Genomic DNA, 12,291 nt, shown 5'->3' with positions numbered 1-12,291 from the left:
CCGTCTTGGGTGGCCACAGCGTGATCTCGAACGGACCCGCCCTCCACGGCCACTTGCAATCATGCGATTGATTGATATTGTGCGTCCATGCCAGAAGATCAACCCCAGGCGACGAGCAAAGCGGCGCGTACGAGGGAGCGCATCCTTGATGCGGCCCTCGACGAGTTCTCCGCCAAGGGTTACAGCGGCGCTCGCACCGCGGCGATCGCCAAGCGCGCCGGCGTCAACGTGCAGCTGATCTCCTACTACTTCGGCGGCAAGGAAGGCCTGCTGGAGGAGTTGCTGTCGGGCTGGCAGGAGCGGCGCTCGAAGTTGGTGCCGGCCAGCAAGGCCGAGCCGTTCCTGGAGAGCTTCCGCATGGTGTTGAACGCCACCTTGCGTGATCCCCGGCGAGCCCGTCTCGTGGTGTGGCAGGCGCTGGGTGACTATCCCGGCGACACTGAAGCGCTGGCGCGGGAATGGCGCACCGTGGCCGCCGCCGCCGTCGAGCAGACGCGCGCCCGGCAGGCGTCGGGAGAGATCGGCGATGGCCACCCGCCCGAGTTCGTGACGCTGCTCTCCTTTCTCCTCGCCTTCGCCCCGGTTGCGCTTCCACAGGTGATCGAGGGGATCTACGACGTGGATCCGCTGTCGGAGGAGTACCGGCAACGCGTGAGCGAGGCCCTCTCTGCATTTCTGGACGTACGGCACGCATGAGGCCCGTCCTCATGTGCGAAATCATTCAATTGATTGATTAAGGAGTTTCCATGATCCGCGTCCTCGTCACAGGAGCCACCGGCCGGCAGGGCGGAGCCGTCGTCGCACGCCTGCTCAAGCACGGCCATGAGCCTGTCGCCTACGTCCGCGACCCCGCGACACCGGCGGCGGACGCGCTCGCCGCACAGGGCGTCCGCCTCGTGACCGGCGATCTCGCCGACCGCGAAGCCCTCACCAGGGCGGCAAGGAGCATGAATGCGATCTTCGGGCTGACCGTCCCCTTCGGCCAGAACGGCGCCGCCGAGGAGATCGCCCAGGGCCGCGCCCTCGCCGACGCGGCGAGGGCGGTGGACGCCCACCTGGTGTACTCCTCGGTCAAGGGGGCGGCGAGCGAGGCCGACTTCACGGTCGAGCACGCCTCCGCGAAGCAGGTCGTGCACCGCTATCTCGTCGAGCAGGGCACCACTTTCACCGGCATTCAGCCGGCCTACTTCATGGAGAACGCCCTCAATGTGGGTCTGACCCGGCTGAACCAGGGCGTCTACGCCTTCCCGCTCTCTCCTGATCGCAAGCTCGACCAGGTCACCGTGCTGGACATCGCCGGCATGGCCGTCTACGCGATCGAGAACCCCGCCAAGCTGTCCGGCAGAGCGATCGACGTCGTCTCCGACAGCGTGACCACCCTGGAGGCCGCGGGCTTCCTGTCCGAAGCCATCGGCTCGGACGTGCCGTACGAGAACATTCCCATCCCGATGATTCGCCAGTGGGCCGGGGAAGAGATCGCTGACATGTTCCAGAGTTTCGAGGACAACCGGGTGCACACCGACATCGCCGCGCTGCACGCGGAGTTCCCGGAGGTGGGCTGGCACTCCTACCTGGACTGGGCGCGGACGGTCGACTGGGACCAGGTGCTCGCTCAGCAGCCTGGCCGGGGCTGAATCCCCTCGATGGGACAGAGGACCAGGCCGCGCGCGGCACCGCCGTCGGCGAGGTCGACGCGGTCGCGGTGACACAACGACGCCCTGGCCGTGCCGGCCACGGCCAGGGCCGGCTGAGGTCGCTGGCGAGGCGCCCACGGGGCTACGGCAAGCCTTGCCCTGAGCACCTACATCCGGGAAACGAGCAAGCATTGCGTGGGAAGCGACCATGTTGGAACGGATGCCGACGAAGGCGCGCACGTCCGGCGATCAGGCGCCGGGCGGTCTGCACCAGCACCGCCGGAGCCTCCGGTTCTCTTAAGATCACTCAAGAAAAGCCCCCTACAGGAAGAGCTCACTCATGCGCACCATTTACGTCGTCACCCATCCGGAGGCGACGCACCACGTCGAGAGGGTCGTCGGCGGCTGGCATGATTCGCGGCTGACACCGGCCGGCCTCAGCGCGGCTACCTCCATTGCCCAAGCGCTGCGGACCCAGATCCCGGACGGCGCCGATGTGGAGCTGTTCTCATCGGATCTGCAGCGCACCCGGCAAACGGCCGAGAGGATTGCCGAGCTGCTCGGCGTGAAACCGATCCTGGACCGCAGACTGCGGGAGAAGTCCTACGGAGAGGCGGGGGGAAGGCCACAGGAGTGGCTGGACCAGCGATTCGTCCCGCCGCCGGCTGTCGGAGAGCGGCTGGAACACGACGAGGGTGTGGAAGGTGCCGAGACCAAGGCGGTATGGGCGCGGCGCATCTACGCGGCCATGGACGAGATCTTGCAGAGCCCCTGCGAACACCAGATCATCGTGACGCACGGCGGCTCTCTGACACTCGTCGTGACGTCCTGGCTCAGGATACCGATCAAGGCGGTCGGCTATGCCAGCTTCCGGGTGCCATCCGGCAGCATCACCACGCTGCACGAAGACGATTTCTTCCACAACCGCACGGTCGTCAACCTCGGCGACATCCGCCATATCGACTCCGCCAAAGCCGGCTGACCTCACCTGACCCGCTTCGACGGCCAACGAGGTGAGGTGCTACCGCCGAGCATCAAGCGGGTCGCTCGCAGAGGTCGAAGGACGCGCAAATCGCCCGCATGGCGACGAGGTGGGCGTCTTCAGCGCGCACGACCCGTGGGAGCTCCAGCGCCACACATCGTCGCCCGCCTAGCGACCTTTGGCCGGTAGTAAGGCCGGTGCCGGCGTGTTGGGCCTGCGGGCCGCCGGGCTTCGCCGCGACGATCTCGTCGGTGAGGGCCTGCGCGGCGTCCTTGTCGAACACCAGCCGGCTCTCAAGAACGGCCGAGCCCTTGACGTGCTCCTCGAGGATCGCGGCAATCCGCCGGCGTCGGTGACGTCCCGGGCACAACATCTGCGGCGTTCCATGCGTCGGAATAATCATGAACTCACGCACTGAACACATGAGCAGCCCGATGGCCCGCCGACTTGGAGCCTGCGCGGGGATCATCGCCGTCGCGACCTCGCTGGCACCGATCCTCGCCGCGGGCACCGCCGCCGCGGACACCACGACGGCTCAGGCCACGGCCGCCGCCTCCGGAGAGACCGGTCAGGCCGCGAACCGGTTCGACGGGGTCGACTGGACGGCCGTGGTGGCGCAGGCACTGGACTGCCCCAAGCCAAAGCCGAACGACACCTGGTATGTCGTGCGCGCCCGCGTCGCCGCTGTAGGCGACCTTACGGGTGACGGACGGCGCGAGACCGTGGTCGTATCGTCCTGCCCGAGTCCGACGTCGAGCAATCCGCTGATCGCCTTCGTCTACGACGGCGCCTCCAAGCGCTCGGCCCCCCGCCTGATCGGCGAGCTGGGCAAGAACCGCTACTTCAAGTCCCAGAAGGTCACCATCCAGAACGGGCGGGTGCACCTACGCGGCCAGGCGGTCAGCGACCGGGCCCCCAACTGCTGCCCGGATCTGGTCGTCCGCCAGACCTACAAGTGGAACGGCACGCAGTTCCGCAGGACGTCCGAGAAGGTGTCCCGCATCTCGTGAGCCCCCTGACTGCCGTCGGCAGGCGCAACGTCCGGGCGTGCGCCGGCGCACGACCTGGACCTGCGCCGGCGGATCGGCCGTCACCGAGCGCCCGAAAGGAGTGCCCGCACCTTCCCCGGCTGTCCTGCTCGGCGGGCAGGGCACCGCGCCGAGGGGGGCGAACGTCTCGAGCGCCCGTTGCAACAGCACGCCGGCCTCGGCCTTGCGGCACATTCTGCGCAGCCACTCGCCGAGCTCGGAGTCACCTCCGGACCGCGACTGCCTGCCATGAAGTGATCATCCGCCGCTGAGCCTGTGGGTGCCCGAAACTCGGCCGTTGTGGCTGACCTGGGGTTCGGCGCTCCCGTTCTTGCGGGCATGATCGCTGTCCATGGCGCTGCGACTGGTTCATGTGATCTTCGTCCGGCTCACGGGTTGGGTGGTGCCGCCGGACCGGTCGCGGGAGGCGGAAAAGGACCAAGGATCGGCCCCTGCCGTGGTGACGGGTGGCGGGGCAGGGGCCGATCAGCATGGGATCAAATGCAGCGGACCTTTCCGCCCACGTACCCTGAGTAATTGCCCATGTCTATCTCGACCTGGGGTCTGACGCATTCTTTGACATACACCGAGATGGCCTTGCTTCGACCCGTGAACGTGTGGGTGTGCACCCACTCGTCCGCCGCGCTTTTCGGCTTTCCCAACGTGGCGTTAGTGGAGTTGCGGGGCGGTACGTGGGGGCGGAAGGTCGTCCCGCCGGCGGAGTCGACCGACGAGGCCGATGATCAATGAACCCGTGATGATCTCTCCTGGTCAGAAGTACTGCGAGGACAGGTCGTCGGCGGGCCAGGTCTTGATCGCCTGAGCGGCGTTGTAGAGCTCGTCGAGGAACGCGTCGAAGTCGGGCGAGCCCGACTCTTCGCGCCTGTTGAACGTCGCGCACAGCGCGATCCCGTTGTAGGTCCTGCTCAGCACGGCGAAGGCGCCAGGCATCGAACCCGAATGCCACAGATTGAGACCGCTGCCCATGGATCGGATGAGCCAGCCGCCGCCGTACCAGGCGCCGCTCTCAAAGGAGCCGGTCTCCGGCTTGGCCAGCAACGCCGAGACGGATGCTGGAGAGAGCACCGAGGTGGTCCCGTCGAAGATCCTCGTGAGCCGGACGAGATCGACGGCGGAGGCCGCCCAGCCGCCGGCGGCGTCGAAGTTGGCGTAGTTGCTGCCGCCATAGGGGTACGGCACGACCTTTCCCGAGTCGTCGAGCACGGTCTTGGCTGTGTAATTGGACAGGTAGGGCACCTCGCCGGTGCCTGGGTTCGAGGTCAGCCTCGGCCGGGTCACCCCCAGCGGGCGCATCACCTTGCTCTGGACGTACGTGGCGTAGTCCAGGCCCGACACCTTCTCGATGACCCTGCCCAGCAGCAGGAAGTTGTAGTTGTTGTAGGAGTACCGGGTGCCGGGGTCGTGGTCGAGCGGGCGGCTCGTGGCGTATCTCAGAATGTGCTCGACCCCGATCGGGAGCGGCACGTCGAGCTCCGCGGCGATGACATGGTCGGAGAAGAGGTAGTCACGTCCGGCGGCCGTCTTGTCCCAGCCGCCGAGGTGCTGGAGGAGACGGCGCACGCTGACCGTGACCAGCCGGGGGTCGGCGGCGAGTGAGAGGCCGAGCAGGTCCGCCACGGAGTCGGAGAGCCGAAGTCTGCCCTCCTGGACCAGTCGCATGATCGCGACGGCGGTGATGTGCTTGCTCAGGCTCGCGACCCTGAACAGGCTGGTCGGTTGGACCGGGGTGTTCGCCTGGCCGTACGACCCGTAGCCGCGGGCCAGCACCAGCCTGCCCGCCTTGGCGACGGCGAGCTGCGCGCAGCTGATGTTGCGCTCGGCGAGGAAGGTCCGCATCATCGCGTCGAGCGAGGCGAGTTCCTCGGGCACTGCCCCGGTGACTGCATCGGCGTGGGCAGGCAGGGCGCCGAGGGCGAGCGTGGCCGCGCCGATCGTGAGCAGTGTGCGGCGTGTGATCATTGTTCGTCCTCTTAGGGGCAGATGGCCGATGTGGTGGTGTGGCCCCACTCGTGGTCACCCCACTGGGTCGCGCCGAATCCCTGGAAGCAGGGCTTCGTCCGCTTGACGGCGAGCCTGCCGGAGCGCGTCAGCTCGTTCTCGGTCCTGAGAGTCGACCAGGTGGAGCAGCCGGATCCCCGATCCGCGCACTGCCGGAGCGCGACGAGCATCCGCTTCCTGGTCTGCTTCGACTGCTCGGTGGTGTTGACGTACGCGCAGATGGTGGCGTTGGAGGGCGTGTAGAACACTTCCAGGTAGGTGCCGATCACGCCGTTGGTCCGGATCTGCTCCCGTGCGATCCGCTGGCCGTAGCACTGCGGCAGCGACTGAGCCGAGGCGGGCGCGGGCGCGGCCGGGACGGCGGTGAGCGCCGCGGCTACGGCGATGCCGCCGATCTTGAGTACGTTCATGCGGCACAAGCATGGGGAGCGAAGAATTTGATCACACACCCGCGCCAGGCCTTACGATCATTGCGATCAAACGCCCAGCAGGAGGTGGACTGGTGTCGGATGGCGTGCGGCGCGGCAGGCGGAAGAATCCACTCGTCCACGACGGCACCCCGGTGACAGCCTTCGCGCTGGGACTGCGTGAGTTACGCGCCCGGGCGGGTGACCCGCCATATCGGCAAATGGCCGAGAAGACGCACGTCGCGCCGAACGTCCTGTCGCAGGCCGACTCCGGGCATCGCCTGCCCACGGCGGAGGCACTGGTGGCCTATGTCCGTGCCTGCGACGGCGAGGTCGAGGAGTGGAAGGCGCGCCTGGCTCGAGCCCATGCGGCCCAGGCCGCGCTCGATCGTCCTGAGCCGACCGACCCAGTTGATCAGAGCCGACCAAATCGTGGGCAGACCAATTCCAGGTGGCGTGTCCGTCTTGTGCTGCCGGCCGGTGGCCTGCTCGCCGTGTCGGTGGTGGCCGGGCTCCTGCTGTCGGGCGTGTGGCCGCGCGGCCTGTGGCCACGGCCGCCCGCGCCCCACCCGCCGGCGCCGCCCGTCACAACCGCGACCGCGTCGTGCCGCCCCACCTGGGAGTACATGGGGGAGGCTGAGATCTTCTTCCTGCCCTGTATCGAGCGGAAGCCCGAGGGGCTGGTCATCTCGGCGCTGGCGAAGCCCATCGGGCGGGGCGTGGTCGAGGGCGGCGTCACCGTGTGGATCTGGCCGATGAACCTCAAGGAGAATCTGCTCAGGTCCGGCGAGTACCACCTGACCAGGAACAAGTTCACGCTGCGCCACTGCCTGCTCGACTTCGACGGCGGTGATGAGATCAAGACCTGCGGCCCGTTCCCCGTCCACCCAGCCGACCAGGGCACCCTGTACGCGGCGTCGGGCACGGCCGATGAGGATCACGCGGAGGTCCCGCCGGGCTGGACCTCCTCATCGTTCACCGGCACGCAGAGCCCCGCCGTACAGTGGCAGGCCTCGCAGCAGGGCACTCCCTAAGCGGGCGGTCGATCCTGCCCTGATCGGGTTTCAGGTCCCTCGCTAGGTTGATGCGATTCGCGGGTGAGACGGCGTGTCCCCCTCGAAAACAGTGATCCTCAGATAGTCCTCGCCGTGCGGGCGTCGTCATGGCGACGGCGCGAGACCTGGCCAGTCCGAAGTCGGTGACCTTCGCGGTGCCCCTCCTCGTCGAGCAGGACGTTGGCGGGCTTCATGTCCTGGTGCACCAGGCCGCGGCTGTGCGCGTGCTCGAGGCCTCACGCGGTCTGGATCGCCAGTCCGTGATGCGGGTGAGCACCTCGTGTTCAGTGCCCTCGTACAGCCTGCGGTCGTCGATCCAGTTACGCAGGCTGCCGCCCGCGACGTACTCGGCGAGCACTCGGGGGATGCCGCCGAGCGTGCGCACGTAGTGACAGGCGCACACATTCGGGTGCAGCCCCAGCGACACCCACACCTCGGCCTCGGTGACGAACCGCTCCCGGTCGGCCGCAGCCTGGAACAGCTCCGGGCGGGGGCATTTCACCGCGAGATCGGTGCCCCACAGCAGATGCCGGACCCGGTACACCAGCCCCATCCCGCGCTTGACGCCCCGGGCGGAGTGCCGATGTTTCCGTGCGACGCCCTGGGGCGCTCCGCCCTCCAGGGCCCCGACGACCGCCCTACCATGCGTAAATCTTCTCAGAAGGGTACGAGGCCGACATGCCATTCGGTTTGTCGCTGCCGGCATTGCCCAGGCTGCCGGGACAGGATCTCGTGACCGCGCCGCTCAGGTGGGCCGCGGACAGGGCCTCGGAGGTGCCGGGGTGGGCCGCGTCGGCCCTCGCCGAGTTGGCCGGTGTGCGCAGGGAAACGTGGACGTATCCAGGACGGGTCCACCTCCAACTCCGCTGCCCGGTTCCCGAGCAGCTGACGGACGCCCTCGAGTCGGCCCTGTCGGTCCATCCCTCCGTGCGGTGGGCGCGCGTCAACCTCCCGCTCAAGCGGGTGATCGTCGCGGTGGAGGAGCCGCCGCCCGTCGACGAGCTCGTCGCGATCTTGGACGAGGCCGAACAGGCCGCCGCGGAGAAGGACCCGGCCATCGCCGAGGGCACGCCGAGCGGGCCACCTGTCGCCCTCGTGTTCGCCGCGGACGTGATCGGGCTGGCGGCGACAGCGGTGGAGTGGGCCGTCCACCGGGCGCCCCTGCCACCCGGAGCCGCGGGCATCGCCGGCTATGTGAGCGCGATCCCCCAGCTCCGCAGGGTGCTCGACGATTCGATCCCGGCGTGCAGGTCCTGGATGCCCATGGTGAACACCGCCATCCAGACGCTCACTCCCGGTGGCACAGGACTGGCCATCGACCTCGTGCAGCGGACCCTCCAAATCCGGCAGTCCCGCGTGCAGGACGGTGTATGGGCCAGGCGCGAACAGGAGCTGACCGGCACCCCGGAACGCGCGCGAGCCCACCTGCAGGCGTCCGACCGGCCGCGGCGGCTGCCCGACGGCCCGATCGAGCGGCACGCCGAACACGTTCTGTCCGGAAGCGCTCTCGGCACCCTCGCAGGGGGGCTGCTGACCGGCAACATGCATCGCGGCCTCGAGGTCGCCCTCGCGGGCCTGCCCAAGGCGTCGTCGGCCGGACGGGACGTCTTCGTCTCCGAGCTGGGCACCCTGCTGTCGCAACGCGACGTGATCATCACCGACCTCCGGGCGCTGAGCCGCCTCGACCGGATCGACACGGTCGTGGTGGACGACGACGTTCTGGTCTCGGAGGAGGCGGTGATCGGGGAGGTGGTCACCGCCGCGAAGGCCGATCACGAGACGGTGGCCGCGCAGGTGCACGGACTGTTCGTGCCGTCCGAGCCGGAGCGGGTGCACAGGGCCGGTGACTGGGCGCTCGGACCCTACGACGCGCTGCCACGCAAGGGATGGGCGGGCAAGAAGCACCACGACCGCTTCAGGCAGGGCCCGGCCGTACACGTGCTGGCCCTGACCTGCCGCGAGCAGCTCCAGGCCGTCGTCGAGGTCGTCGCGGGGCGGGCGCCGGAGGCGCACGCCCTGGCAGTCGCCGCACGCAACGCCGGGCTCCGGCTGGTCAACGCGGGCGGCGAGGACCTTACGGCGTCGGTTCGCGAGCTGCAACGCAGGGGCGCCGTCGTCATGCTGCTGTCGCGCGACGGCGACGCGCTCGCCGCCGCCGACTGCGCCATCGGCGTCACCGGCCGCGACGGCATGCCACCGTGGGGCGCTCATCTGCTCGTCGGCGCGGACCTGACCACCGCGGCGCTGGTCATCGAGTCGACGCGCGGGGCCCGCGCGGTCAGCGAACGGGGGGTGACCCTGGCCAAGGCGGGTACCGGCGTGGCCGTGATCTACGGGCTGACCGACCGGATGAGCCGGGCGACCGGGCACGTGCTGTCGGCCGTGAACGGCGTGGCCGCGCTGTCGCTTGCGCAGGGCGCGTGGGAGGCGCACGCGAGCATGCGCAGGCCGGTCGCTCCCGCTCCGCGTGCGATGCCATGGCACGCCATGCCACCTCGCAAGGTGCTTGCCGAACTGGAGACGCGGGAAGGCGGGCTCACGACGGCGGAGGCGGAGGGCCGCCGCACATCGCGGGCGAGGGCGGCGTCGCCGCTGGGAACGCTGGCCCGCGGCGTGGGCGCGGAGCTCGCCAATCCCTTCACCCCGATGCTGGCGGCCGGCGCGGCGGGCTCGGCCGTTCTCGGCTCGCTCGTCGACGCCTCGCTCGTGGTCGCGGTCATGGGCCTGTCCGCTCTGGTGGGCGGCGTGCAACGGATGGCTACCGCGACGACCCTGGCGGAGCTGGCCGCCGAGACGAACGCCCGCGCCCGCGTGCTGCGTGACGGAACGGAAATCGAGGTGGACGCGACAGAGCTGGTGCCCGGAGACGTCATCGTGCTCGACACGGGGGAGGTCGTGCCGGCCGACTGCCGCATCCTGGAGGCGGATGGGCTGGAGACGGACGAGTCGTCCCTGACGGGGGAGTCCCTGCCGGTGTCCAAGGACACCGGTGCTGTCCTCGCCCACCACGTCGCCGAGCGCCGCTCCATGCTGTACGAGGGGACGACCATCGCCGCGGGCGGCGCACGCGCCGTCGTGGCGGCCGTGGGAGAGACCACCGAAGCCGGACGCGCGATGGCCGCCGCCGCGGGCGCCGAGCGGGTGAGCGGCGTGAGCGAGCGGCTCACCGCCATCACGCGGGCCACCACGCCCATCGCCATCGGATCGGCGCTGGGCGTGACCCTGTCCGGCCTGGTGCGCGGCAGGCAACTGCGGGAGACGCTTGGTGAGGGCGTCAACCTGGCCGTCGCCTCGGTGCCGGAAGGCCTGCCATTGCTGGTCAGCGCCGCCCAGCTGGCGGCGACACGGCGGCTCGCCGCCCGCGGCGTGCACGCCCGCGATCCTGGGACCATCGAGGCGCTCGGCAGGGTCGAGGTGCTGTGCTTCGACAAGACCGGAACGCTGACGGAAGGCCGCATCAGGCTCGCCAGGGTGAGCGACGCCGAACACGACCTGGCGGTCGGCGAGCTCGACGACCCGCTGCGCGAGGTGCTCGCCGCCGCCCTGCGCGCCACGCCACACTCTGACAACGGCGACTACAGCCATCTCACGGACGGCGCGGTCGGCGAGGGCGCGGCCGAGCTCGGCGTCTCGCGGCAGACCGGCGCCGCCGGCTGGAAGGAGATCACCGCGCTGCTCTTCGAGTCGTCTCGCGGCTACCACGCCACGCTCGGCCGGTGCGGCGCGAACCGGCTGCTGAGCGTCAAGGGAGCGCCGGAAGTCGTCGTGCCGAGATGCGCGGGGCTCGACGACCGGCGGCGGCGCGACATCGAGGCCCGCATCGAGGACCTCACGTCAGCGGGGCACAGGGTCCTCGCTGTGGCCGAACGACCGATGGACACCGACCGGCTCACCGAGGACGACGTGACGGAGCTGCGCTTCACCGGCCTGGTCGGGCTCGCCGACATCGTCCGCGACACCGCCGTGTCCGCGGTGGCGGCGCTGCGCAACGCGGGCGTCCAGATCGTGATGCTCACCGGAGACCACCCCGGTACGGCGGGCGCCATCGCCGCCCACGTCACCGACGACACAGATCTGCACGTCCTGACCGGCAGCGACATCGACGGAATGGATGACGCGGCGCTGGACGAGACGCTCCCGGGCGTGGACGTGGTGGCCCGCTGCACGCCCACGCACAAGGTCAGGGTGGTCGAGTCGTTCCGGCGGCTCGGCAAGGTCGTCGCGATGGCCGGTGACGGCTCCAACGACGCCGCGGGCATCCGGCTGGCCGACGTCGGGATCGCCGTCGGCTCCGGCGCGACCCCGTCCGCGCGGGCTGCCGCCGATCTGGTCGTGGCGGATGAGAGCCTGGAGACCATCATCTCCACGCTGGTCGAAGGACGCGCCATGTGGGCCTCGGTCCGCGAAGCCCTGGCCATCCTCGTCGGCGGGAACCTCGGCGAGATCGGCTTCACCCTGATCGGGTCGCTGGCCACGGGCCGCTCGCCGCTGTCGGCCAGGCAGCTGCTGCTGGTGAACATGCTCACCGACCTCGTGCCGGCGCTGGCCATCGCCGTACGGGTGCCCTCGAAGGACGCCGCGGCGGCGCTGCTCGAAGAGGGTCCTGAAACCTCGCTCGGCTCCGCGCTCACCCACGACATCGTGCGACGGTCGATCTTCACCACCCTCGGCGCGGGCACCGGCTGGACGCTCGCCCGGCTGACCGGGCCCCGGTCCCGCGCCCGCACCGTCGGGCTGGTCGCACTGGTCGGCACCCAGCTCGCCCAGACGCTGATCGCCGGCGGCGGCAGCCGCTCCGTCGTGCTGAGCTCGCTCGGCTCGGCGGCGATGCTGGCGGCGATCGTGCAGGTGCCGGGCGTGAGCGGGTTCTTCGGGTGCGTGCCGCTCGACCCGCTCGCCTGGGGGATCGCGCTGGCCGCCGTGGCCGTGGCGGTGGCGGCGGAACGGTTCGTCCCCCTCGATCGTCTGGGCCTGCCGAGCCGATCTTCGTGACCGGCTTTCGGGTGGCGTCGGCCGGTCAGGGTGCCTGGAGACCATCCTCGCCGCTGAACACCGCACGGCCGGCCACCGCGCCGGCGCGCTGGACACCGACTTGTAGGCGAAGTGCCGCAGCCGCTCGGGGCCCATGTACACGGCCGGGTTGGTGTCCATCGGCGTCTCATTCGC

Annotated in this window: 10 protein-coding genes; 6 read left to right on the top strand and 4 right to left on the bottom strand. The window is 69.8% G+C overall.

The features are described 5' to 3' along the window. Nucleotides 1-87 precede the first annotated feature (87 nt). The 3 genes from AC3EO4_RS31530 to AC3EO4_RS31520 all read left to right on the top strand — a co-directional run bounded on the left by AC3EO4_RS31530 (nt 88) and on the right by AC3EO4_RS31520 (nt 2,616). Complete coding sequence (locus AC3EO4_RS31530; protein WP_379582304.1) at nt 88-696, top strand: TetR/AcrR family transcriptional regulator; 609 nt, start codon at nt 88-90, stop codon at nt 694-696. Nucleotides 697-746: 50 nt separating this feature from the next. Continuing rightward, on the top strand, nt 747-1,634 hold the full coding sequence (locus AC3EO4_RS31525) for an NmrA family NAD(P)-binding protein (RefSeq protein ID WP_431898943.1): 888 nt from the start codon (nt 747-749) through the stop codon (nt 1,632-1,634). Nucleotides 1,635-1,974: 340 nt separating this feature from the next. Next, nucleotides 1,975-2,616: a histidine phosphatase family protein gene (locus AC3EO4_RS31520; protein WP_431898941.1), complete on the top strand. Its 642-nt coding sequence runs from the start codon at nt 1,975-1,977 to the stop codon at nt 2,614-2,616. Between the two features lie 52 nt (nt 2,617-2,668). Here AC3EO4_RS31520 and AC3EO4_RS31515 read toward each other — a convergent pair whose 3' ends face one another. Next, the gene (locus tag AC3EO4_RS31515; RefSeq protein ID WP_431898940.1) at nt 2,669-3,031 is read right to left on the bottom strand and encodes a hypothetical protein; all 363 of its coding nucleotides are present in this window, start codon (nt 3,029-3,031) and stop codon (nt 2,669-2,671) included. A 7-nt stretch (nt 3,032-3,038) separates the two neighbouring features. Here AC3EO4_RS31515 and AC3EO4_RS31510 point away from each other — a divergent pair, with 7 nt between their 5' ends. After that, nucleotides 3,039-3,626 (top strand): hypothetical protein, encoded by a 588-nt coding sequence (locus AC3EO4_RS31510; protein WP_431898938.1) that lies wholly within the window; start codon nt 3,039-3,041, stop codon nt 3,624-3,626. A gap of 789 nt (nt 3,627-4,415) precedes the next feature. Here AC3EO4_RS31510 and AC3EO4_RS31505 read toward each other — a convergent pair. Both AC3EO4_RS31505 and AC3EO4_RS31500 read right to left on the bottom strand, forming a co-directional pair. Next, entirely contained in the window at nt 4,416-5,624 is a 1,209-nt protein-coding gene (locus tag AC3EO4_RS31505) for a serine hydrolase domain-containing protein (RefSeq protein ID WP_431898936.1), read from the bottom strand. Nucleotides 5,625-5,635: 11 nt separating this feature from the next. After that, nucleotides 5,636-6,073 (bottom strand): hypothetical protein, encoded by a 438-nt coding sequence (locus tag AC3EO4_RS31500; protein WP_379582293.1) that lies wholly within the window; start codon nt 6,071-6,073, stop codon nt 5,636-5,638. A 218-nt stretch (nt 6,074-6,291) separates the two neighbouring features. Here AC3EO4_RS31500 and AC3EO4_RS31495 point away from each other — a divergent pair, with 218 nt between their 5' ends. Then, nucleotides 6,292-7,104, top strand: coding sequence for a helix-turn-helix domain-containing protein (locus AC3EO4_RS31495; protein WP_431898935.1), 813 nt, complete (start codon nt 6,292-6,294; stop codon nt 7,102-7,104). A 211-nt stretch (nt 7,105-7,315) separates the two neighbouring features. On the opposite strand, the gene AC3EO4_RS31490 is transcribed toward AC3EO4_RS31495, so the two are convergent. Continuing rightward, complete coding sequence (locus AC3EO4_RS31490; RefSeq protein WP_431898933.1) at nt 7,316-7,678, bottom strand: protein kinase family protein; 363 nt, start codon at nt 7,676-7,678, stop codon at nt 7,316-7,318. Between the two features lie 125 nt (nt 7,679-7,803). Here AC3EO4_RS31490 and AC3EO4_RS31485 point away from each other — a divergent pair, with 125 nt between their 5' ends. Further along, a complete protein-coding gene (locus AC3EO4_RS31485) occupies nt 7,804-12,117 on the top strand; it encodes a cation-translocating P-type ATPase (protein ID WP_431898932.1) in 4,314 nt (1,437 codons plus the stop codon). Nucleotides 12,118-12,291 lie beyond the last annotated feature (174 nt).

It is taken from the genome of Nonomuraea sp. bgisy101 (assembly GCF_057708945.1).
The sequence above is the reverse complement of the archived record's forward strand: the minus strand, read 5'-3'. Positions and strand labels throughout refer to the sequence as shown.